General features: G+C 37.2%; 22 protein-coding genes. 7 read left to right on the top strand and 15 right to left on the bottom strand.

The annotated features are described in order from the left end of the window. Window positions 1-18 precede the first annotated feature (18 nt). Window positions 19-438: a nucleoside-diphosphate kinase gene (locus tag HW347_RS18545; RefSeq protein WP_194534514.1), complete on the bottom strand. Its 420-nt coding sequence runs from the start codon at window positions 436-438 to the stop codon at window positions 19-21. A 48-nt stretch (window positions 439-486) separates the two neighbouring features. After that, complete coding sequence (locus HW347_RS18540) at window positions 487-1,536, bottom strand: alkaline phosphatase D family protein (protein ID WP_214613229.1); 1,050 nt, start codon at window positions 1,534-1,536, stop codon at window positions 487-489. A 78-nt stretch (window positions 1,537-1,614) separates the two neighbouring features. On the opposite strand from HW347_RS18540, the gene HW347_RS18535 reads away from it, so the two are divergent. The 5 genes from HW347_RS18535 to HW347_RS18515 all read left to right on the top strand — a co-directional run bounded on the left by HW347_RS18535 (window position 1,615) and on the right by HW347_RS18515 (window position 6,003). Further along, window positions 1,615-2,631 (top strand): DHH family phosphoesterase, encoded by a 1,017-nt coding sequence (locus HW347_RS18535; RefSeq protein WP_214613228.1) that lies wholly within the window; start codon window positions 1,615-1,617, stop codon window positions 2,629-2,631. Then, the gene (gene gldI / locus HW347_RS18530) at window positions 2,628-3,173 is read left to right on the top strand and encodes a gliding motility-associated peptidyl-prolyl isomerase GldI (RefSeq protein ID WP_214613227.1); all 546 of its coding nucleotides are present in this window, start codon (window positions 2,628-2,630) and stop codon (window positions 3,171-3,173) included. The genes HW347_RS18535 and gldI overlap by 4 nt, the downstream gene beginning before the upstream one ends. A gap of 49 nt (window positions 3,174-3,222) precedes the next feature. Continuing rightward, complete coding sequence (locus tag HW347_RS18525; protein ID WP_155596902.1) at window positions 3,223-4,335, top strand: peptidylprolyl isomerase; 1,113 nt, start codon at window positions 3,223-3,225, stop codon at window positions 4,333-4,335. Window positions 4,336-4,466: 131 nt separating this feature from the next. Next, on the top strand, window positions 4,467-5,504 hold the full coding sequence (locus HW347_RS18520; RefSeq protein WP_214613226.1) for a glycoside hydrolase family 5 protein: 1,038 nt from the start codon (window positions 4,467-4,469) through the stop codon (window positions 5,502-5,504). A 142-nt stretch (window positions 5,505-5,646) separates the two neighbouring features. After that, complete coding sequence (locus HW347_RS18515; RefSeq protein WP_214613225.1) at window positions 5,647-6,003, top strand: DUF805 domain-containing protein; 357 nt, start codon at window positions 5,647-5,649, stop codon at window positions 6,001-6,003. Between the two features lie 60 nt (window positions 6,004-6,063). Here HW347_RS18515 and HW347_RS18510 read toward each other — a convergent pair whose 3' ends face one another. After that, window positions 6,064-7,524, bottom strand: a complete 1,461-nt coding sequence (locus tag HW347_RS18510) for an aminoacyl-histidine dipeptidase (RefSeq protein ID WP_214613224.1) — start codon at window positions 7,522-7,524, stop codon at window positions 6,064-6,066. A gap of 144 nt (window positions 7,525-7,668) precedes the next feature. On the opposite strand from HW347_RS18510, the gene HW347_RS18505 reads away from it, so the two are divergent. Further along, window positions 7,669-8,736, top strand: coding sequence for a DUF3810 domain-containing protein (locus HW347_RS18505; protein WP_214613223.1), 1,068 nt, complete (start codon window positions 7,669-7,671; stop codon window positions 8,734-8,736). 28 nt (window positions 8,737-8,764) lie between these two features. On the opposite strand, the gene HW347_RS18500 is transcribed toward HW347_RS18505, so the two are convergent. From HW347_RS18500 to udk, 8 genes are all read right to left on the bottom strand, one after another. Next, window positions 8,765-9,955 (bottom strand): molybdopterin molybdotransferase MoeA, encoded by a 1,191-nt coding sequence (locus HW347_RS18500; protein WP_214613222.1) that lies wholly within the window; start codon window positions 9,953-9,955, stop codon window positions 8,765-8,767. Between the two features lie 43 nt (window positions 9,956-9,998). Beyond that, window positions 9,999-11,699, bottom strand: coding sequence for a signal peptidase I (lepB, locus tag HW347_RS18495; protein WP_214613221.1), 1,701 nt, complete (start codon window positions 11,697-11,699; stop codon window positions 9,999-10,001). A gap of 98 nt (window positions 11,700-11,797) precedes the next feature. Further along, window positions 11,798-12,499, bottom strand: a complete 702-nt coding sequence (gene dapB, locus HW347_RS18490; protein ID WP_214613220.1) for a 4-hydroxy-tetrahydrodipicolinate reductase — start codon at window positions 12,497-12,499, stop codon at window positions 11,798-11,800. 56 nt (window positions 12,500-12,555) lie between these two features. Then, on the bottom strand, window positions 12,556-13,197 hold the full coding sequence (locus HW347_RS18485) for a DUF5683 domain-containing protein (RefSeq protein ID WP_214613219.1): 642 nt from the start codon (window positions 13,195-13,197) through the stop codon (window positions 12,556-12,558). Next, on the bottom strand, window positions 13,190-14,092 hold the full coding sequence (locus HW347_RS18480) for a ParB/RepB/Spo0J family partition protein (RefSeq protein WP_155596896.1): 903 nt from the start codon (window positions 14,090-14,092) through the stop codon (window positions 13,190-13,192). Before HW347_RS18480 ends, HW347_RS18485 begins: the two co-directional genes overlap by 8 nt. Beyond that, window positions 14,092-14,865, bottom strand: coding sequence for a ParA family protein (locus tag HW347_RS18475; protein WP_214613218.1), 774 nt, complete (start codon window positions 14,863-14,865; stop codon window positions 14,092-14,094). The genes HW347_RS18480 and HW347_RS18475 overlap by 1 nt, the downstream gene beginning before the upstream one ends. 391 nt (window positions 14,866-15,256) lie before the next feature. Then, window positions 15,257-15,589, bottom strand: a complete 333-nt coding sequence (locus HW347_RS18470; protein WP_214613217.1) for an FtsB family cell division protein — start codon at window positions 15,587-15,589, stop codon at window positions 15,257-15,259. A gap of 5 nt (window positions 15,590-15,594) precedes the next feature. Then, complete coding sequence (gene udk, locus HW347_RS18465; protein WP_214613216.1) at window positions 15,595-16,203, bottom strand: uridine kinase; 609 nt, start codon at window positions 16,201-16,203, stop codon at window positions 15,595-15,597. Window positions 16,204-16,312: 109 nt separating this feature from the next. Here udk and HW347_RS18460 point away from each other — a divergent pair, with 109 nt between their 5' ends. Continuing rightward, the gene (locus HW347_RS18460) at window positions 16,313-17,536 is read left to right on the top strand and encodes a multidrug effflux MFS transporter (protein WP_214613215.1); all 1,224 of its coding nucleotides are present in this window, start codon (window positions 16,313-16,315) and stop codon (window positions 17,534-17,536) included. Between the two features lie 80 nt (window positions 17,537-17,616). On the opposite strand, the gene acs is transcribed toward HW347_RS18460, so the two are convergent. The 4 genes from acs to HW347_RS18440 all read right to left on the bottom strand — a co-directional run bounded on the left by acs (window position 17,617) and on the right by HW347_RS18440 (window position 23,630). Further along, window positions 17,617-19,524 carry an acetate--CoA ligase gene (gene acs / locus HW347_RS18455; RefSeq protein ID WP_214613214.1) on the bottom strand — a complete coding sequence of 636 codons (1,908 nt, stop codon included), beginning with the start codon at window positions 19,522-19,524 and terminating at the stop codon, window positions 17,617-17,619. A gap of 183 nt (window positions 19,525-19,707) precedes the next feature. Next, window positions 19,708-20,784 carry an anhydro-N-acetylmuramic acid kinase gene (locus HW347_RS18450; protein ID WP_214613213.1) on the bottom strand — a complete coding sequence of 359 codons (1,077 nt, stop codon included), beginning with the start codon at window positions 20,782-20,784 and terminating at the stop codon, window positions 19,708-19,710. 4 nt (window positions 20,785-20,788) lie between these two features. Beyond that, window positions 20,789-22,363 (bottom strand): glycoside hydrolase family 3 protein, encoded by a 1,575-nt coding sequence (locus HW347_RS18445; protein ID WP_214613212.1) that lies wholly within the window; start codon window positions 22,361-22,363, stop codon window positions 20,789-20,791. Further along, a complete protein-coding gene (locus HW347_RS18440) occupies window positions 22,356-23,630 on the bottom strand; it encodes an MFS transporter (protein ID WP_214613211.1) in 1,275 nt (424 codons plus the stop codon). The genes HW347_RS18445 and HW347_RS18440 overlap by 8 nt, the downstream gene beginning before the upstream one ends. Window positions 23,631-23,668: the final 38 nt, after the last annotated feature.

Here is a 23,668-nt window from a genome sequence, read left to right as displayed (position 1 = left end):
TTGTAAAAGTATAATGTCTTAGTAAATTTCTCTTCCAGAAAAATGGAAAGCACCTTCAATAGCAGCATTTTCATCACTATCTGATCCATGTACCGCGTTCTCAGCGATATTTGAAGCGAATAATTTTCTAATAGTACCTTCAGCTGCTTCAGCGGGGTTTGTTGCTCCGATCAATGCGCGGAAATCATCAACTGCATTGTCTTTTTCCAAGATAGCGGCAACAATAGGGCCACGGCTCATGAATTCTACCAATTCTCCGTAAAAAGGACGCTCATTATGAACGGCGTAGAACTCTTGTGCATCTCTTGTGCTAAGTTGAGTATATTTCATGGCGACGATCTTGAAGCCAGCGGAAGTTATTTTTTCCAGAATGCCACCAATGTGTCCGTTTTCAACCGCATCGGGTTTGATCATCGTAAATGTTCTGTTCGTAGTCATTGTAATAATTTTTTGCAAAAATACGCTTTATTCAACAATCGGCAACTTTTAATAGGTTTGATGTAGTTCACCCATCACTTTTAAGTCGTTCCCAATCATTTGCATTTGCGCCTCTTTAGTTTTAAAATTGAATTTAATTAGTCCAAAACTTTTAGTAAAAACAACGTTGCCCACCCTAAACGGATTGGGTTCGCCATTAAAAGCGGAATAGGTATGTGTAAGGCCACTACTTGTAAAATCAACTAAGGGGTAATCTACCCCAGATATCTCAGTTTTAGAAAATTCGGAAATATGACGATCTCCAGAGAGCATAATAACACCCTTTGCTTTAGAATCAACAATAAGTTTTCCCAGTTTATCTACTTCATGAGGGAAGTTGCCCCATGTCTCAAACCCATGTTCATTAGATAATATTTGAATACTGCTAACTAGAATATTAAAATCTGCAGTTGAATTTTTAAGTTCATCTGTTAACCAGTTCCATTGGGTTGTGCCTAGAACTGTACCTACGCCATAGGCATTTGGTTTAGTACGCTTTTTGCTTTCGGTATCCGGAGTAAGGTCGGTTCTAAAATACCGGGTGTCCAATACCAATATCTTTATGCTCCCTTTTGGTGTGTTGTAAGTATGTGCGGCATAAACACCTTCTTGAGTTCTTCTAGGGTCATTTCTGTCCACTCCCATAAAATCTAAAAACTCCTGCTGACTTTCCTTCTTTTTATCAAAATCAACACCGCCATCATTTAAGCCGTAATCATGATCGTCCCAAGTGCCAATTACGGGTACTTCGCTTTTTAGTTTTTGGTATCCTAAAACGGAATTTTGTTTAGCATACATGGCACGCAAACGTTTCATGTTATCCGTATCTGCATAAATATTATCTCCGCCCCAAATCCAAACATCAGGATTTGTTTTAAGAATATCATCCCAAAGTAAATTAGTTTCGTTTTGCTTATTACAAGAGCCAAAAGCCAAAGTAAAATCAGCTTTAGAGGTTGTGTCTACTATCTCTTTATTCGTAGTCTTTTCTACCTGATTTTGCGTCTTACAGGCTGTAGCGATACATAATAAACAAATGGCGATATACTTATTAAACATATATTGGTATTAAAATCTTACTACAAAAATAAGACTTTGCCTTAAAAGACTACGTTATTAAATTGTATCTTTGCACGCATGAATTTGGAGTCTATAAAAGCGGTTCAGCAACTACTTTCCCAACCGCAAAAAATCGTAATCGTACCGCATAAAAACCCTGATGGCGATGCCATTGGTTCAACTTTGGCTCTTTGTCATTATCTTGTTAATAGGGGGCAAGAAGCTGTAGTTGTAGCGCCTAATGATTATCCTAAGTTTTTAAAATGGATGCCCGGAAACGAGAACATTTTAAATTTTGAAAAACAAAATAGTCAAGCCAAGGAGAAAATTGCCGAAGCAACGATAGTTTTTACTTTGGATTTCAATCACTTGGGTAGAATAGGGCAGATGCAATCTGTTTTAGAAGATTTGACAGTGCCTTTTGTTATGATTGATCACCATCAAGCACCGTCAGACTACGCAGAGATTATGTATTCAGATGTATCAATGAGTTCTACCTGCGAAATGGTATACAACTTCATTGAATTTTTGGGAGATGTAGATAAAGTAACGTCAGAAATGGCAAATTGCCTTTATACTGGTATTATGACAGATACCGGGTCTTTTAAATTTAGATCTACTACGGGTAGAACGCACCGTATTATTGCCGATTTAATTGATAAAGGCGCTGAAAACACACAGATTCATCATAAAATTTATGATACGAATACACCAGGTAGGTTACACCTTTTAGGTTGTGCCCTTAAGAACATGGTTATTCACGATAAATACAGGACAGCTTATATTACGCTAAGTCAAGATGAACTTGATATGTATAAGTATCAAAAAGGAGATACGGAAGGTTTCGTTAATTACGGACTTACCCTTGAAGGTATTATCTTTGCCGTTATTTTTATAGAGAATAAGGAAGAAGGTATTATAAAAATTTCTTTTAGATCTATAGGCGATTTTAATGTAAACGAATTTGCAAGAACTTATTTTGAAGGAGGTGGTCATAATAATGCTGCAGGAGGAAAAAGCGATAGGTCGCTTAAAGAAACTGCTGTTTATTTTGAATCACTTTTAGAAAACCATCAAGACCAATTACAGGCATGAAAATCTTAAGTCTTATTTTTTTAATAACCCTAGTTGGTTGTGGGGGACCAGAAGCAAGAAGGCCCGTAGAAGTAAAATCCGGTAGTTTTTTTAGGCAATCGGTAAAAAGAAGCAAGGAGCTTTTGGCTAAAGAAGAGAAATTATTGCAAGATTTGATGGCAAAAGATACGTTGCACGAGTATACGCATTCCGCCAGTGGGTCTTGGTTTTTTTATGAGGTTAAGAATGAGTCTGCAGATTATACGGCACAACCAGATGATTTGGTTATAATGAGTTATAATATTGTTAGCCTAAAGAACGATACTATTTATAGTATGGATGATATTGGTACGCTAACCTATAAGGTAGATAAGCAAGATTTATTTCCGGGTTTAAGAAATAGTGTAAAGATGTTAAAAGAAGGTGAGACAGCTACTTTTTTGTTTCCTTCTTCTTTAGGATATGGTTATCATGGTGATAATGACAAAATTGGAATAAACGTACCATTTAAGGTTACTTTATCGGTTTTTAAAATTGAAAAAAATCAAGAATTAGTAGAGTAAAGCTTACCTAATAAATAATAAAAGTAAAATATAAACAAAGGATTAAGACATGAAAAAAATCTATTACGTAATTACCCTAGTGGTTTTGCTAGCCAGTTGTAAAAGTCAGTATTCCGAATTGGGAGATGGCCTTTTTGCAGATATACATACCAGTAAAGGGGATATTATTATAAAATTGGAATATGAAAAGACACCGGTTACCGTGGCTAACTTTATTTCATTGGCGGAAGGCGATAGTCCATTTGTTACTGATAGCCTAAAAGAAAAGAAATTTTATGATGGTCTTATTTTTCATAGGGTCATTAAGGATTTTATGATTCAAGGAGGAGATCCAACAGGTACTGGTGCTGGAAACCCAGGATATAAATTCAAAGATGAGTTTAATGATTCTTTAGTGCATGATAAAAAAGGAATCGTATCTATGGCTAATTCTGGTCCGACAACTAACGGGAGTCAGTTCTTTATCACGCATAAAGAAACTCCGTTTTTAAATGGAAGACATACGGTATTTGGTCACGTAGTAGAAGGCTTAGGTGTTGTAGATTCTATTGCAACTACTGAGACTTCTAAAGATGCAGCTTCACAAGATAAGCCTCTTGTAGATGTTGTTATGAACAGTGTAGAGATTGTTCGTAATGGTAAAGCAGCTAAGAAATTTGATGCTGTACAGGTTATGACCGATTATTTTGCTGAAGAAGAAGCAAAGATAGCAGCTTTTGAAAAAATGAAAACTGACTTTGTAGCAGCACTTGAAGGTGAGAAGCAAAAAGCCAAAGAATTACCTAGTGGCCTTAAAATCTTAACGTTAAAAGAAGGTAGCGGAGAAAAGCCAACTATTGGTGGTCAAGTACTTGTTTACTATGCGGGATATTTAGAAGATGGAACTTTGTTTGATAGTAACTATGAAGATATTGCTACTAAATACAACAAATTTGATGACAGAAGAAAACAAGGTGGCGGTTATGACCCATTACCAATGGTGTATAGCCCAGACGCTAGCTTAATTGCTGGTTTTAAAGAAGGTCTTTTAAATATGAAAATTGGTGATAAAGCAAGAATCTTTATTCCTTCGCATTTAGGTTACGGTCCTCAAGGTACTGGTCCAATACCACCTAGTGCAGATTTAGTATTTGATCTTGAAATTACAGGAGAGGTCGAGTAAAAAATCACCTAATAAAATATAAACCCGCTTCTTGCGGGTTTTTTTGTGCCCAATAGTTTTAAAAATATATGATTATATTGAAAGAATTGTATGGATGCCTATTGCGGAAATAATTCATAAAACGTAGAAATATGAAACTAGTAAAACTTATTTTTTCACTCATTTTTATTGTTTTTTTTGGATGTAGCTCAAAAACGGATGCCGTTCTTGAGACAGAGGAAATCCTAGAAGTTCAAAAGGAAGAAAGTGAGACTCCAGAAATAATAGCTAATACTGCTGTGGAAGAATACGGACAGTTGCGTGTTGATGGAAAAAATATGGTTGATGAAGATGGAGACCCTGTGCAATTGCGAGGTATGTCTTTATTCTGGAGCCAGTGGATGGGCGAGTTTTATACCAAAGAAACCGTGAAATGGTTACAGGAAGATTGGAATATAAATATTATTCGTGCTTCAATGGGTGTTGAGGATGATGGAGGGTACCTTACTAATGCAGTTACTGAAAAAGCAAAAGTATTTGAGGTAATTGATGCTGCAATTGAAGAAGGTATTTATGTTTTGGTGGATTGGCACAGCCATCACGCAGAAGAGCATGTTGAGGAGGCTAAAGCGTTTTTTGCAGAAGTCGCTGAGAAATACGGAGACTACCCCAATATTATTTATGAGACGTATAATGAGCCTTTAGATGTTTCTTGGGAGGCCGTGCTAAAGCCTTATCACGAAGCGGTTGTGGCTGAAATAAGAAAGTACGACTCTAATAATATAGTGGTGTGTGGTACTCGTAACTGGTCTCAAGGCGTATCGGAAGTTATAGGGAATAAGTTAGCTGATTCTAATATTATGTACACATTACATTATTACGCATCAACCCACAAAGAAGAGTTACGTAATGCCGCGCAAACGGCTTTAGATAATGATGTGCCATTGTTTGTAACCGAATACGGAGTAACGGAATATACGGGTGACGGTGTTATAGATATTGCGTCGGTAGAGGAGTGGTGGGCGTTTTTAGACGCAAACGCTATTTCATGGTGCAATTGGTCCGTTGCCGATAAAGAAGAGAACTCAGCCGCTCTTAAACCCGGAGCAAGTGGTTTAGGTGGATGGCCTATAAGTCAGGTTACGCAGTCAGGACAAATGGTCCGGGATGAAATGAAGGAGAAAAACTAAAAAACTACCTAAGCTATAGTAGAATTCTGCCGATAATCTATTTTGTGTATTTTTCGTGCAGTTCATCTAAAAATTCATAATACTTCGTAAAGATATCCGTTTGTACCATTCATAAATTGTGATAACCCTAAATCTTAAACCTATGAATTGGTATTTAAAAGTTTTACAGAACTATGCAGGCTTTGAAGGTCGTGCCAGAAGAAAAGAATATTGGATGTTTTTCTTATTTAATATATTGATTTCCTATGGATTACAAATTATAGCCTTTGTTGTTGATGTTCCTGCGCTTGTTTTTCTAGCTTTAATATATTCTTTAGGAGTTTTAATACCTGGTATTGCCGTAGGTGTAAGAAGAATGCATGATGTTGGTAAAAGTGGATGGTTTTTACTTGTGCCTATTTATAACCTTATTTTAGCTTGTACAGATAGCGAACAAGGAGAAAACCAATATGGTGCTAACCCAAAAATAGAAGAAGAGGCAAGCTTGCAGAAGGTTTAGTCTGAATCAAAATATAATAAAAAAAGGGTTTGCCGTTACGGCAAACCCTTTTTTTATGTTTTACTTTTTAGGAATGTCTTCTAAAATATTCAACAGAAACTTCCAAAATTTCTGTGTTGAAGAAATACAAACGCGTTCATCGGGAGAGTGAGCTCCCAAAATTGTTGGACCAAAGCTTATCATATCCATCTCAGGATAGTTTTGACCTAGAATACCACATTCCAATCCGGCGTGGCAAGCGGCCACTTTTGGTTTTTCGCCAAAAAGCGCTTTATATTTTGCTTCAGCTACTTTTAATATTTTGGAATCAGCATTTGGTGTCCATCCAGGGTAAGTTCCACTGAATTCAACATTAAAACTAGCCAATTCAAAAGTCGATTTTAAGGCATTTGCCAAGTCCATCTTTGCAGAGTCTACAGAAGACCTCGTTAAGCATCCTATTTTTGCCTTTCCGTTCTTTACAAGAACACGTGCCACATTATTAGAAGTTTCTACTAAATCAGGAATAGCAGCACTCATAGCATAAACTCCATTGTGAGCAGCATAAATTCCCTGTAGCAAACGTGTCTGTGCTTTCTTGCCCATAACGCCCTTTGGTAACTTTATAGACTCAAAAGAGACTTTAAGGTTAGGCTCTAAAACGTTTAGTTCTTTTTTTATAGTAGACTCATATTCTTTTAGAGTCTTTTCAAACTCATCGCTTTGCGTTTTGAGAATAACAACCTTAGCTACACTCTCTCGGGGAATGGCATTTCTAAGGCTACCTCCATCTATCTCCGCAATACGGAGCATAAATGAGTTAGAGGCCCCATAAAGAAAACGGTTCATGATTTTGTTTGCATTACCAAGACCTTTATGAATCTCAATACCACTATGACCTCCACATAATCCGTTAACCGTAATTTGGTAAGCTACCGTATCGCTGGGCACTGATTTTTCCTTGTACTTTCTGGTTGCGGTAATATCAATTCCACCTGCACAACCAATATCAAGCTCATCATCTTCCTCGGTATCTAGGTTCAATAATATCTCACCTTGTAAAATATCACCTTCAAGACCCATGGCACCGGTCATCCCTGTTTCTTCATCAATGGTAAAAAGAGCTTCTAATGGAGGGTGTGTAATTTCTGTGCTCTGCAGTAATGCCATTATAGCAGCTACTCCCATACCGTTATCGGCACCAAGAGTAGTGCCCTTAGCTTTAACCCAGTCGCCTTGTACAAACATTTCAATACCCTGTTTGTCAAAGTCAAATACGGTATCGTTATTTTTTTGATGTACCATATCCAAATGCGATTGCAAGGTTACGGTAACTCTATTTTCCATACCCTTACTAGCAGGTTTTCTTATAATAACATTGCCTACCGCATCTTTAAAAGTTTCAAGACCAAGTGACTCACCAAAGTCTAGCATAAATTGTATTACACGCTCTTCTTTCTTTGATGGACGTGGTACTGCATTAAGGTCTGCAAATTTATTCCAGACCTCCTTGGGTTGTAATTCTCTTATAGCTTCGTTCATGTGATGTTATATTTTTGCAAAAATACGCAGTCAAAAATTGGTATGGATGATATTTGGTTAATTTTGGCTTTATATAGGTCATGTAAATATTGCTGAAATTTTTCAGAATTAGGATGAGATGATTTCAATATTAAAAACAGGTTGTTGAAAAATAGATTAAGAAACGGTATCGCTTTAAGTTTGCTCCCTCAAATTCTTTTGGTAGCATGGTTAGGTGGTAACCCAGAGGTTGTGGAGACTTATTACAGCAATGGTATTTACCCTGTAATAAGTCAGTTTTTTAGGATTCTCTTTGGGTGGGTTCCTTTTTCTGTAGGCGAAGTTATGTATGTGCTACTTATTGTGCTCGGCATTAGATATCTCTATGTAAACCGATTGAAAATTAGAAAGTTTCCTTTTCAGTTTTTACGGAATGTAGTGGTGGTGCTCTCGGTTTTTTACTTCACTTTCAATTTGGTATGGGGCTTGAATTATTACCGACAACCAATTGCCGAAAACTTTGCTATTCGTGATAGTGTGCAAACTAGTGAGGTAATTGATTTAGCCGAAAGGTTAATTGTAAAAACAAACCAGCTTCAATTTGAACTTACTTCAGACAGTACAAAAAGAGTACAAGTACCGTATAGCCGCAACGAAATCTTTGATAAGACTGTGGATGGTTATAAGCAGTTGCAAAAACAACTTCCGTTTTTAAAGTATAGTCATCGTAGTTTAAAGAAGTCCATGTTCAGTACGTTGGCCAGTTATATGGGGATAGGTGGTTATTTGAATCCGTTTACGAACGAGGCTCAGGTAAATGCGCTTACTCCGGAGTTCAGGTTTCCTGTGGTAAGTGGACATGAGGTAGGACACCAAGTGGGATATTCAAAGGAGAATGAAACTAATTTTATAGGGTATTTAGTTACCATGAAAAATGAAGACCATTATTTTCAGTATTCGGCATCTGCGTATGCACTCAGCCATTGCTTGAGTGCTATACGCCGTTCAGATAAGGAGAAATTTGATGAATTGTATGCTAAAGTAAATGTTGGGGTACAGGAGAATTACAGGGAGCTTTATGAGCATAACCTAGAATTTGTAAATCCTTTTGAACCCATTTTCAAATCTATTTTTAGTACTTTTTTGAAAGCCAATCAGCAAAAAGACGGTATTAAAAGTTACGGTAAGATTGTAGAATTAATGGTGGGGTATCACGAGAAATATCCGCTTTAAAAATATAGAATTTGTTAAGTACAGGGAGTTAAGAAGCCTCAATAAAGTCTAAAATAGTTCCTGAAGGTATTTCTTTGTCGCCTTGTGGAACACGAATAAACCCGTCTGCAAGGGCTAAACTGACTAAATCACCGGAACCATTGCCTTTTAGTGTTTTTGCAATGAATTTGCCTTCATGGAGTTGCGTAGTAACTTGGGCAAACAGCGTTAATGATGGGTGAGGTTGTATAGGCTCGTCTAAAATAACAGACTGTTTTTTGTTTTCTACACTAAGCGATTTTTTTAACCATGGTAAAAAGTACACATGGTAATTGGCAAAAGTAGAAACAGGGTTTCCGGGGAAAGAGAATACTACTTTCTGTTTTCTCTTTTGTACCCCAAACCAGAAAGGTTTTCCGGGGCGTTGTGCCACACGGTGAAAAACTTTCTCAATACCTAAATTATTTAAGGCATCGGGAATGAAATCGAACTTTCCTTTAGATACGCCACCACTAAGCATCAGTACATCAAATTTTGACAGAGCCTGTTCAAGTTCTTTTTCAATAATTGACTTGTCATCTGCTATATGTAAAAGGGTAGGAGTGATTTTTACTTTTTCGAGAGCAGATGCAAGTGAAAGAGAGTTGGATTTTCGAATCTGATGGGGTAGTGGGGTTTCATGTATTTCTACAAGTTCGTTTCCGGTGGAGACCACACAAATTTTAGGAAGTGTTTTTACAAGGACATCCTTTTTTCCAACAGAAGCCAATACGCCAATAACCGCAGCAGTAATTTCCGTTCCTTTTTTTAGAAGGATGGCGCCTTTTTTTTCATCTGTACCTTGGCGATGTATATTTTGTCCTTTTTTAGGCGTTTTTATAATCGAAGCCCAACCATTTTTAATTTCAGTTTCTTCGTACATGACAATAGTATCTGCCTGTTCAGGAAGAACGGCACCTGTCATAATCTCAAGACAATTATTATGCGTTGAAAGTTTTTGCTGAGGCATGCCTGCACTTAGAACACCCTCCACCTTAAAACGAGTAATTCCCTTTTCAATTGCCGAGAATGCAATGACAATACCATCTTTGGTAGAGCGATTAAACGGCGGAAAATCCCTATCTGCTTTAATATCTTCACTTAGAACTCTACCGGTGCTGTTTAAAAGCGCTACGGTTTCATCTCCAAGGTCCAACGTATGTTGTAATACGTGTTCAAAAGCATTTTCAAAGGTTATCATCCTATAATCTGATATTTAGATAAGGCAATCGTAAAAAGAAATACTATCCCTTAGCTTTCTTTTTGTTCCATAACCAACTTCCCACAAAATAAGCAACCAAGGCAATTAGGAAATATTTAAAGTAAGAAACGGGTTCTCCTGAGCCATTGACGGTTGTGAAAATACGGTCCCATCTAGGTCTCCAGCTAAGAATACCGTCGTTAAAATTATCAACACTTAACCAGATAAATATAGGTGTACCTACAATATGATTTTCCGGTACATAGCCCCAAGCCCTACTATCTTCGGAGTGATCACGGTTATCACCCATCATCCAATAGTAATCTTGTTTAAATGTATATGAATCAGCTACTTCTCCATTAATTTTTATTTGGTTACCAGCAACGCTAATGGTATTACCTTCATACTCTCGTATAATCTTTTTGTAAAGCGGTAAAACCTTTAAATTTAATGCCACAGTAGCACCTTTTTCAGGAATATAAATAGGCCCCATTTGGTCGTAATTCCATGGGTAATCCCTGCTTTGAGGAAATATGTTTGCACCAGCTACCCCTTTTTTATCAACCATTCTTACAATGGAGTCCAATGAAGGTTCTTTTTTAAGTTGTTCTGCCATTTCAGCAGTAAGGGGAGCAATGCGTGAAAGACCAGTTTCTTCAGCTAAAGAAATTGCATTTTTACGGGCTACTGAAACGGGTATACCACCTTCCTTGGTATAGACTTCCAACTTACCATCTGTACGCTGTTTATAACCCTTAACGTATTTCTGAATGCTGTTTAGTTGCTGTTGGTTCAGCGAATTGATAATATATTTTCTAGTCCAGCCTGTAGCATCTACTTTTTCTAACAATGTAGATGAAACCCCTTTGCTAGAGTAAAGTGTATAGTCGTATTGGGGCTTGGCTCTGTCAGATAGTTTTAATTGCTTTCCGTTGATATATACATAACCATCTATAACGGCTAATGAATCTCCCGGAATACCCACACAACGTTTTACGTAATTAGATTTTTTATCGATAGGTTTAATTACTCCTTTTTCTCTTTTAAAAAACTGACGAACCGTATCTGCTGGCCAACTAAAAACAACAATATCGTTGCGGTCAACTTTTGTAAAACCTGGCAACCTAAAATATGGAAGCTGAGGTTTAGTTAAATATGATTTTGTACCTATAACCGGTAACGTATCGTGAACCATAGGAGCAGCAACCGTAGTCATTGGCGTTCTTGCACCATAGTTGAATTTACTAACAAATAATAAATCCCCAACACGTAGCGTGCGTTCTAACGATGGTGTCGGAATTACATAAGGCTGGATGAAGTACGTATGAACAAGTGTAGCAGCGATAACTGCAAAAGCAATTGAACTTACCCATTCGCCAGTTGCTGTTTGTGGCTGAAGGCTTCTGTCTTCAATATATTTTACGTCTAAAGCATAATTTACATAGAAGATGTATAAGCCAAACGTAAGTATCACTAACCATGTGTCTGCTGTGCTATTCCGTCCAAAACTACGTATGGTTTCAATCCAAATGATAGGAAACATCAATAAGTTGATGATTGGAATGAACAAAAGTATCGTCCACCATTTAGGGCGATTGATAATTTGCATTAAAACAATAGCATTGTATACTGGTATTGCAGCCTCCCAAGCTTTTCTACCGGCTTTTACATATAACTTCCAAGTTCCTGCAAAATGGATAATCTGAATAACCAGAATAAATAGTAACCACTGTGTTGCGTCCATTTGTGTATTTTTTAATTGCAGCTAAGGAATTTTTAAATGACTAGATTCCTGAGACTCTATTGCAAGTAAGCTTAATTCTTATTCAATTATTGTATGTATTAACCAAGGTTTAATACATCTTTCATGGTGAAAACACCTGTTTTGCCCACAATCCACTCGGCAGCAATAACAGCACCAAGGGCAAACCCTTCTCTATTGTGTGCCGTATGCTTTATTTCTATGGAATCTACCTCACTACTGTAATCTATACTGTGTGTACCGGGTGTTGTACCAATTCTTTTTGATACAATAGGAATTTCACCTGCCGGAGCCTTTTCAAGCTTCCAAGCATTATACTTGGTATTTTTGATAATTCCTTCGGCTAGTGTAATGGCTGTTCCACTAGGCTCATCTAATTTCTGTGTATGATGAATTTCTTCCATAGACACTTTGTATTGGTCTAAATTCTTCATCATCTTGGCTAAATATTCATTTAGCTCAAAAAATACATTTACTCCCAAACTAAAATTAGAAGCATATATAAAGGCACCTTTATTTTCTTTACACAAAGCTACAGCTTCGTCATATTTATCTAGCCATCCTGTTGTTCCCGAGATTACTGGAACACCATGTTCAAAACATTTGATAAGGTTGCCGTAAGCCGCACTTGGCATACTAAAATCAATAGCAACATCCATTTCTGAAAAATCAATATCAACTGTGTCAACATCTACTTTTGCAACAATAGTATGATTTCTACTTAGGGCGATTTTCTCAATCATTTTACCCATTTTACCGTATCCGAATAGTGCTATTTTCAATTTGTATAATTATTTCGATAACTGATTTTAACTAACTTAAAAACAGCTGTTTGTGTTTAAAATTTTATTATTAGGGCCATCCCGTAACTCGGGTTATTGGTCACTGGGTCTAAATCCAAATAAGGTTCCATATCAAAGCTCAGGTCGTCGTCCACATTAAATTGCTTTAAATGTGCGTCTACATTAGCATCCACAATATTTAGAGCATATAAGGCTATTGATACCAATAGTAATAAATCTCTATCTTGTTGATATCTTTCCTGTTCACTCTGTAGAGCGTCGTCACTTATAGCGGGGGTGGTACTACCAGTATTGTTGGGGTCGTAGAATTCATCATCGGTAAAACCGGCTTGCCTTCTCTTAAAAGCAGTACGTGCACGTTGGTATTGGCTATTATTCCAAGTGTAGCCATAAACGGCAGCACCTATGGCTCCATAAACAATGGGTACTTTCCAATATCGTTTATTGTAAATCTGACCTAGACCAGGGAATACAGCAGAATAAAATGCCGCTTTACTGGGGGCAAGTGCATTAAATCGGACTTTTTTCTTCACGAGTGTATCCACTACAATAAGCCCCTCTTTTGCTACATTTGTTTGAAGTGAGTCTACCTCTTTATCTTCGACCGTTTCTTTTTGAGCAGCAACGGTTAAAGTGAAAAGAGAAATAAAAATAAGGGTTAGCAAGGATTTACTCACCTAGGATCAATTTTTTGATTCGATTGAATTCTTCTTGAGAATGAAAAGGAATGGTTATTTTTCCATTTCCTTTTTCGCTGGCAGAAATATCTACTTTAACCGAAAGGTGCTCAGTGAACGGTTTAATGTTTCCTTGAACAAATTCTGGCGCTTTTGAAGCTTTCTTCGCAGGTTTTTCGGGAGCAACACCTTCATGGTAAGCCTTTACGGCGCGTTCCGTTTCGCGAACAGAAAGGTTCTGACCTATGATTTTCTCGTATAAAGCTATTTGGTCTCCCTTTTTTTCTATGTTCACCAAAGCACGGCCATGTCCCATACTTAAAAAACCATCTCTAATACCTGTCTGTATAATAGGGTCAAGCCGTAAAAGACGCAAATAATTGGTAATCGTAGAGCGTTTTTTACCAACACGATCACTCAATTTTTCTTGAGTTAATTGAATTTCATCAAGTAACCTTTGATATGAAATAGCTATTTCTATAGGGTCTAAGTCTTGGCGTTGAATATTCTCTACCAAGGCCATTTCCAATGATTCTTGATCATCGGCAATACGAATATATGCTGGTATAGTGGTAAGACCCGCCAATTTTGAAGCTCGGCATCTTCTTTCACCAGAAACCAACTGGTATTTATTAAAATCTAGTTTACGAACAGTAATAGGCTGTATAACACCTAGTTGACCTATTGAAGTGGCCAGTTCCTTAAGAGTCTCGTCATTAAAGTTTGAACGAGGCTGAAAAGGATTCATTTCAATAGCCTCAATATCCAATTCCACGATATTGCCAACTACTTTGTCAGCATTCTTGTCTGCTGCAGATTGGATATCATTTTCTGGATCTTTCAATAAAGCGGAAAGTCCGCGACCTAGTGCTTGTTTTTTTGTTGCTTTCGCCATTAAGCTATCTCTTTATTTTTCTTGACGACTTCATTGGCCAGGTTCAGGTAATTAGTTGCGCCTTTACTGCTTGCGTCATATTTTATGATGCTTTCTCCATAACTAGGAGCTTCGCTCAATCGTACGTTACGCTGAATTATTGTATCGAAAACCATATCTGAAAAATGCTTGCGCACTTCTTCTACTACTTGGTTTGAAAGTCTTAAACGTGAATCGTACATGGTCAATAACATGCCTTCAATATCTAAGTTGGCATTGTGTATTTTCTGAACACTTTTAATGGTGTTCAAAAGTTTTCCAAGGCCTTCTAAAGCAAAATATTCACATTGTATAGGAATGATAACAGAGTCTGCAGCGGTAAGGGCGTTCAAAGTAAGTAAGCCCAAAGAAGGTGCACAATCAATTAAAATATAATCATAACTGTCCCTAAGGTCAGAAATGGCCTGTTTCATCATATACTCCCGTTGATCCTTATCTACCAATTCTATCTCAATGGCAACCAAGTCAATGTGTGCGGGAATAAGATCTAGGTTAGGAGATTCTGTACTTATGATAGCTTCTCTGGCACTTATAGTGTGCTCAAGAAGCTGATATGTTCCGTATTCAACAGTTTCTACATCAATGCCCAAACCAGATGTGGCATTTGCCTGTGGATCAGCATCTATTAGCAATACCTTCTTCTCTAGAACACCTAGAGAGGCCGCTAAATTAACTGCAGTAGTAGTTTTACCTACGCCTCCCTTTTGATTCGCAATAGCAATAATCTTGCCCATTATTAGTTTGAGTTAGGGGGTAAAAATACGATTATTTACCATGCAATTAAAACCATTTTGTTAACACAAAGTGAATAAGTATGACCTTTTACGTTAAAGTTCGTTAACTGAAGGCGCCTTTTTGTAATATATATGGATTTAGAGTTGAGTTTCAATATGGAGAATTTGAAACTTGTGGTAATTGAGTGTTTGAGAGTTTTAATCGATTTGAAGTTTAATACTAAATATCTAAAAACACCTAAGTATCTTGTATTTAGTTATTTACAAATTTAATGTAAATGATTAATTGAGTATTTCAGAAATCTTATTTTGATTTTTTTAAAACTGTAATTAACAGAAGACGAACTCTTTTTTTAAAATCAGTTTTGTTATTAACAAAGCTCTTTTTGTTTTACTCTTTTTCCTCAATCTTTAAGCTATCCTCATATTCGATAAGGTAAATTTCTTCATCCTTTTTTTTAAGGAAATATTGCTCTCGCGCAAACTTTTCCAATTCTTCTGGATCTGATAATTTCTTTAGGATTTTTTTGTCGTTAGCAATCTCATCCTTTAGAAACTCCTGTTGCTTCTCAAGTTTTTGGATTTCCTTTTTAAGTTCTAAGTGAATCAATAGGGAGTTGGTGTCAAAAAAAAGCATCCATATAACAAAAACGGTCAGCACCAATACGTACATATTGGTAAGGATGTTAAACCATTTTTTCTTTTTCAAATCTTTGAATCCCATTTTTACTATGCTAGTTTCTCGTTGATGATTGTACGTACAATATCAACTGCAACTGTGTTGTATTTATTGTTGGGAATAATAATATCTGCGTATTCTTTGCTAGGTTCTATAAATTGAAGATGCATTGGTTTAATGTTGGACTGGTACTTATCTAGTGTTTCGTCTAGATTCCAACCACGTTCATTAACATCTCTTTTTAATCTTCTGATCAATCTTTCGTCCGAATCTGCATGAACAAAAATCTTGATGTCCATCATTTTACGCAGCAGAGAGTTGGTCAAAATAAGAATACCTTCTACAATAAGAACTTTTGTAGGGTGTACTGGAACAGTTTTGTTTGTGCGGTTACATTCAAGAAAAGAATACACCGGTTGTTTGATTGAGTGGCCTTCTTTTAAAAGCTTCAGGTGCTTTTCAAGCAAATCAAAATCAATAGATTGCGGATGGTCAAAATTAGTTTTCCTTCTTTCTTCCAAAGGCATTTCGGAGAGGTCGTTATAGTAAGAATCTTGAGAAATTACTCCAACTTCACCTTCTGGCAGCGAGTCTATTATTTGGTTTACAACTGTTGTTTTACCACAACCTGTGCCTCCCGCTATTCCAATTATCAGCATGCTATTTAAATTTTTGTCAAAAATACATATTTGTGAATCAATTACGGGTTTATACCTAAAAGGAACTTTTGGTAATACGCCTTTCTAAGCTAATACTTACTTTTGTACTATGCAGAATGATAATGTCAGTCCAAATTTTGAATTTATAGCCTTAATGGCCTCTTTAATGTCTATTGTAGCCTTAGCAATAGATGCCTTATTGCCTGCTCTTTCGCATATAGGAATTACTATAAATAGCTTGGATCCCTTGGAAAATCAGCTGTTAATAACCATGATTTTTTTGGGTCTTGGTGTTGGTCAGTTATTTTTTGGGCCTTTATCGGATAGTTACGGTAGGAAACCCGTGGTTTACATTGGTTTTTCCATTTTTGCGGTTGCAAGCGTTATTTGTGTTTTGGCACCTTCGTTGGAGGTTATGATTGTAGGTCGTATTTTACAAGGTATTGGCTTATCAGCACCACGTACTATTGCCATTGCTATTATTAGAGATACCTATAAAGGCGATTATATGGCTAAGATTATGTCATTTGTTACCGCCTTCTTTATCTTGGTTCCCGTAGTGGCACCGGCCATTGGTAAATGGATTATGGATGCTTTTGGCTGGGAATATATCTTTTATGTTCAATTGTTCTTTGGACTGGTCGTTAGTATTTGGTTCTGGAAGCGCCAACCAGAAACTTTAAAAGCACAGTTTAAAATACCTTTTACGATATCTGTTTTCATAAACGGTTCAAAAGAATTTTTTAGACACCGTGAAACGGTTGCTTTTACTTTTGCTTCTGGATTTGTGACCGGTGCTTTTTTGGTATACTTAAGTTCATCTCAACATGTCTTTGAAGATCAATATGATATGGCGGAAAATTTCCCATACATATTTGCTGGTCTTGCTTGTTCTGTTGGCTTATCTACTTTTTTGAATGGAACTATGGTATTGCATTTTGGTATGCGGAGATTGGCTGTTACAGCTATGGCGGCATTTTGTGTTATTGCATTATCCTATGTAGTACTCTTTTGGGGAAAACCGAATCCAAGTATGCCTATTTTGGTGATATTCTTATTCGTTCAGTTTTTATGTTTGGGTTTTCTATGGGGAAATTTCAGGTCTATAGCAATGGAGCCTATTGGGCATATTGCCGGAATTGGCGCGGCTATAAATGGTTTTATTTCTACCCTTCTTTCCGTTCCCATAGCTAATTATATAGGTGGACAAGTACAGGAAACAGTTTGGCCTATGTTTGTAGGTTTAGCTGTATGCGGATTACTCGCTTTAACTACGATACTAATGGTGACCAGAGGAAAAGTTTTTGCTACTGCTGAGCGCAGTGGGCTTTAGTAATTAAGTAGAGCTAAAAAAAAATATACCGGCAAAAGAGAATCATTAAGACTCATTCTTTGCCGGTACTTTATATCACTTTAAATTGCGTTTTCAATAATTTCTTCAACCACTTCAGGGTTTAGTAGGGTACTAGTATCTCCTAAGTTAGAGGTGTCTTTTGAAGCTATTTTTCTGAGAATTCGACGCATAATTTTTCCACTACGTGTTTTTGGCAATCCAGAAACAAACTGGATCTTATCCAATTTGGCAATTGGTCCAATATGCTCTGTAATTTGCTGATTAATTTCCTTACGCAGATTGTCTCGATCTCTGGTTTCTCCAAATTCCTTTAGAATAACATAACCATAAAGTGCATTTCCTTTAACGTCATGGGGAAAGCCAACAATAGCGCTTTCAGCTACTGCGGGATGCTCATTAATAGAATCTTCAATAGGAGCTGTTCCTAGGTTGTGTCCGGAAACAATTATAACATCGTCTACGCGTCCTGTAATTCTGTAGTATCCTACGGCGTCTCGCAATGCGCCATCTCCCGTAAAATACATGTCTTTATAAGCGGAAAAATAAGTATCTCTATATCGCTCATGATTGCCCCAAATGGTTCTGGCAATAGATGGCCATGGGAATTTAATACACAACCTTCCGGATACTTGGTTGCCTTTTAGTTCTTTTCCTACTTCATCCATTAAAGCGGGTTGTATGCCAATAAATGGTAGGGTCGCATAGGTGGGCGCAGTAGGGGTAACGTATGGGATTGGGGTAATCATAATACCACCTGTTTCAGTTTGCCACCACGTATCTACAATAGGGCTGTTATTTTTACCAACATTATTGTTGTACCAATGCCAAGCTTCTTCGTTAATAGGCTCACCTACGGAACCTAGGACTTTCAAGGAAGAAAGGTCATGCTTTTCTACAAATTCTAAATTCTCTTTTGCTAAGGCACGAATTGCCGTTGGTGCGGTATAGAATTGATTCACCTTGTGTTTTTCTACGACCTCCCAAAACCGACCATAATCTGGGTATGAAGGAACACCTTCAAACATTACGGTTGTTGCTCCGTTTGCCAATGGTCCATAAACGATGTATGAATGTCCGGTAATCCAACCAATATCCGCAGTACACCAATAAACGTCTTCTTCTCTATATTGAAATACGTTTTTAAAAGTATATGCAGTATATACCATATAGCCCCCGGTGGTATGCACCATTCCCTTTGGTGTTCCAGTAGAACCAGAGGTGTAAAGAATGAACAATGGGTCTTCTGCATCCATTATTTCTGCTACGCAATCTGCATAAGCCTCGTTAAGTAAGGGTTGCAACCATTTGTCACGCCCTTCTTCCATATGAATATCACCGTTTATGCGTTTGGCTACCAATACATTTTTAACTCCAGGACAATCTTCAAGCGCCTTGTCTACAATTCCTTTAAGGTCTATGGATTTTGAACCACGAAATGAACCATCTGAGGTCAGTACTATTTTACAATCGGAATCATTTATACGGGTAGCTAAAGCATTGGATGAAAAACCGGCAAAAACAACGGAATGTATTGCTCCAATTCTAGCACAGGCCAAAAGTGAAACGGCAAGTTCCGGAATCATAGGAAGGTAAATACAAACACGGTCTCCTTTTTTAACGCCATGGTCCTTTAGGACGTTGGCCATGCGACAAACCCTTTCGTGTAGCTCTCTATACGTGATGTGGAGCGCTTCTTCATTAGGGTCATTTGGCTCGAATATAATGGCTGTTTTATCCCCTCGCGTAGGAAGGTGCCTGTCAAGGCAGTTATCTGTAATATTGAGCTTTGCACCCTCAAACCATTTAATTTCAGGCTTAGAAAAATCCCAACTTAAAACGTTGTTCCATTTTTTGCGCCAGACAAAATGTTCTTCCGCTATTTCTTCCCAAAAGGCTTCAGGATTCCTAACAGATTTTCTATATACTTGGTAGTATTCTTCTAGATGTTTGATGTGGTAATTACTCATTGTGCCTCGATTGTTTGAATTGATATTGATACGAAAACCCTTTTAAACTTCATAAAATAGAGAGGTATTCTATGTTTTTTTATTTTGGTAAAGGGAAGCATGTCTTTCTTTTTTACATTTCCGGAAATCTATATTGTGATATTAAAAATAATAATTTTTCACTCTAATTAATATTAGCTGGTTTTAATTGGGTAAAAATAAAACTCCACTAGACGAGTCTCTTTTTGCACCGGTTACAGAGCTCAAAACGTTTGTTTTCTTCTCTATTCTTAAAACACCCATTAAAGCAAAGACTAATGCTTCCTTAAATTCTATAAGTTGTTTGGAGGGAACTACCACTTTTGCAGTATCCCCTAGCTTTTGTTGAAGAGTCTCTATTAGAAAGTCGTTCAAGGCGCCACCACCAGTAACAAATAAGGTGCTTCCAGATTTTTTCCTATTTGCTTTTATTTGGATAGCTACTTGTTCGCAGACATGATGAATACTGGTGCATAGCAGATTTTCCATACTGTCTTCTGTGCTTTCAACAATTGGAACTACCTTTTCTATAAACCATTCATACCCGATTGATTTAGGAAAAGGAAGTTTATAAAACTCTAATCCGTTGAGTTTTTCAAGCATGTTGGTATTAACCTTGCCGTTTTTTGCCAGATTTCCTCCCGCATCATAATCCAAATCATTTTTTCGGGTAATGTGGTTTAGAATCATGTTGGCTAGGCCAATATCATAGGCAATACGATTACCATTGTGTTCAAATGAAATATTGCTGATACCTCCCAGGTTCAAACAGTAATCATATTTATTAAAAAACAATCGATCACCAATAGGAACAAGAGGAGCTCCTTGACCACCAAGCGCAACGTCATTGGTTCTAAAATCACATACTACTTTGTGTTTACTAGCATTGGCCAAATGTTGACCGTTCCCTATCTGAAAGGTCAAACCGTTTTCTGGTTGGTGATGTGTGGTGTGCCCGTGACTAGAGATGTAGTCAACTTCTAAGCCGTGATCATTTATAAACAGATCACATTGTTCGCCAAGCCATGTACCGTATCTGTTGTGAAGCTTTAAAAGTGCATCGGCAGGCAAATAAATGGCGTCTTTTAATTGGGCTTGCATTTCTGTGGAATACGAAACGCTTTTAGTTTTTTTGATACCAAATTGCCATGTATGGCCCTCTTGCCAAATGGTGCAATATGAAAGGTCTAGGCCATCTAAAGAAGTGCCTGACATAAGACCCATAATTTTATATGTTTTCATAGTTTTAAATGCTTATTGGTAGTTTGCCCTGTGCTTCTAAATTACCTAAAAAATGATTTGCTGCTACTTTTTGAAAAGACTTTTGATTTTGATATGCAACTACAACAGCTTTTGCATTTTCTATGTTGATGTGGTTAAGCACATATGGATTTCCAAAGATGTAAAGAATCACATTATTTGTGCTGATAAGTCTGTTGATTAGAACAAGTTCTTCTTCGGTGAAACCAAAGTTGTTAGTAGGCTTTATTTGAGGAGGGAAAAGTGCTAAAAGTATATTTTCCTCAACCTTATCTGTCTCATTTATTTCAGTGATAGAAGTAAATTTCTTGTTGTTGTAAATCGATTTAAAAAAATGATTATCAAGGTTTAATGAGATTGATAGACCTTTAAATTCAGTTTCTTTAAATGTCTCAATCATCTCTTTGGTACCCTTAATCAAAGAAAGGCTTTGCTTAGCTATTTTTTCGTTTAGCTCATCAGGATTTGTTAGATCAGAATATAAATTCTTAGTAGTTGGGATTGCTTTTTCTTTTAGTTTCCAAATTCGGTCAAAACTTTTTTCTATGGCTTTTTCTGAGGCATTTTTTAAGATGGTTTCAATGCCTTTTTTTACATGCTCGGCAAAACAAAGCACATCGTTTCCAGCATCAAAAGCTAACCATTCTAATTCTCCTTTTATGGGGTAGTTTTTGGAAACTGCATGCATATTTAATGCATCAGAAATTACAACACCCTCGTATCCCATTTCTGTTCTTAGAACCCCTTTTATAATATCTTTTGAAATGCTTGAAGGCGTATCTTTACCATTGGCCAGAGCAGGAACAGATAAATGCCCCGCCATAACCGAATCTATCCCTTTTAGAATCAGTTTTTGAAAGGGGTACAGTTCGTTGTTTACTAGCTCTTCTTTTGTCTTATTTATTAGGGGTAGACCTAAATGAGAATCAGTTGCGGTATCTCCGTGTCCGGGAAAATGTTTAATACTAGTTAGTATGCCTTCTGAGCTAGTCCCATTAATATAGGCTAAGGCCTTTTGAGTTACCTTAGTTTTATCTTCTCCAAAAGAACGATACCCGATAACAGGATTATGGGGGTTGTTATTGATGTCTACGCAAGGAGCAAGGTTCCAATGTATTCCTGCAGCTGTGCAGTCTTTTGCAATATTTTTTCCTACCTCATAAATCAAGTTTTCAAAATCATTTGGAATGGCTCCAAGAGTTATGGCGTATGGGTATTGCGGCGTTTTTTCAATTCGCATTGCCAATCCCCATTCGGCATCAATTGCAATCAGTAAGGGGTATTTAGCAGCTTTTTGATAACGGATGATTAGGTTTTGCAAGGTTTCAAAACTCTTCTCATTAGATACTACTTTTTTCTTTCCTTCAAAATTGGTTGCTGCACTTGCTCTGCTGTGGAAGAAGCATAATGAGCCAATATGGTGTTCTTTAATGAGTTTTTCTAACTGTTGAATTTCGTCTTCGGTATCGTTTATGAAAGCGGCAGGCATGAATAACTGACCTACCTTTTCGGCTAAATTCAAAGTTTCTGTGGCTTTGGTGTATGGTAATATATTAGGCATCTAATTTGGTAGATTTTTTCCCGAAATCTGCAGGGTATTTTATGAAATTCACTAAAAATAAAGCAGGAAGCGCTGCAATTACGACCCAAACAAAGAAACCGCCGTAACCCAACCATTGCTGCATATAGCCACTAACCATACCCGGAAGCATCATTCCTAAGGCCATAAAGCCGGTTGCAATAGCATAGTGTGAGGTTTTTGACTTTCCTTCAGAAATATAAATGAGGTACATTAAAAAAGCTGCAAACCCAAAACCGTAGCCAAACTTCTCCAGTATCACAGTTCCGGTAACGGCATAGATACTGGTTGTTTTAGTCATGGCTAAAATGGCGTAGAGTACATTTGGTAAGTTTAAAGAAATGACCATAGGTAGCATCCATTTCTTGAGTCCATCTTTTGATATTAAGATACCTCCTAAAATACCTCCGATGGAAAGGAAAATAACGCCTGCCGTTCCAAAAATGGTTCCTAATTGTTCTGTAGAATAGCCTAAACCTCCTTTATCTGGGGCATCCAATAGAAAAGGTGCAGCCATTTTTACTAATTGAGATTCCCCTAAACGGTAGGTGAGAATAAAAGCCAGTGCAATGCCTATTCCTGGTTTCTTAAAAAAGGAGGAGAACACTTCAAAAAAGCCAGTTGGTTTCTCTTTCGTAATGTTTGATGAAGATTCATATTTGGGAGCTGCAAAAAAGTTTGAAACCGTAAGTGCTAGCATAAGAAATGCAGCTGCAGTCATGGTAATACTCCATGCTTTTGAGTTGTCTCCGTATTTGTTTTCCAGAAACCCGGCCATAACAACAATTAGTCCTTCGCCAGTAACCATGGCCAATCGATAAAACGTACTACGCATACCAACAAAAAACGATTGTTTTTTCTCGGTGAGACCCAGCATATAATATCCATCAGAAGCAATATCATTGGTGGCAGAAGCAAAAGCGGCCATCCAAAAACAGGCTAGGGTAGTGGTTAAAAACAGGCTGGTAGGAATAGTAAGAGCAACTCCAAAAAGCGCTAATGCAATTAAAAGCTGCATAGATAAAAACCATTTTCGCTTGGTGCTTTTGAGGTCCACAAACGGACTCCATAAAGGCTTTAGAACCCACGGCAAATACAAAAGGCTAGTGTATAAGCCAATGTCTTCATTGCTAACTCCTAATTGTTTGTACATGATAACGGATACACTTACGACTAAAACGTATGGTAATCCTTGCGTAAAATATAAAATGGGTACCCAAACCCATGCTCCTTTGTCTTTTTCTATCATGAAGTTAAATGTGTAGCTTGAAGTTCAAAAGTGGTTTA

It is taken from the genome of Zobellia barbeyronii (genome assembly GCF_018603515.1).
Taxonomy (GTDB): Bacteria; Bacteroidota; Bacteroidia; order Flavobacteriales; family Flavobacteriaceae; genus Zobellia; species Zobellia barbeyronii.
The sequence above is the reverse complement of the archived record's forward strand: the minus strand, read 5'-3'. Positions and strand labels throughout refer to the sequence as shown.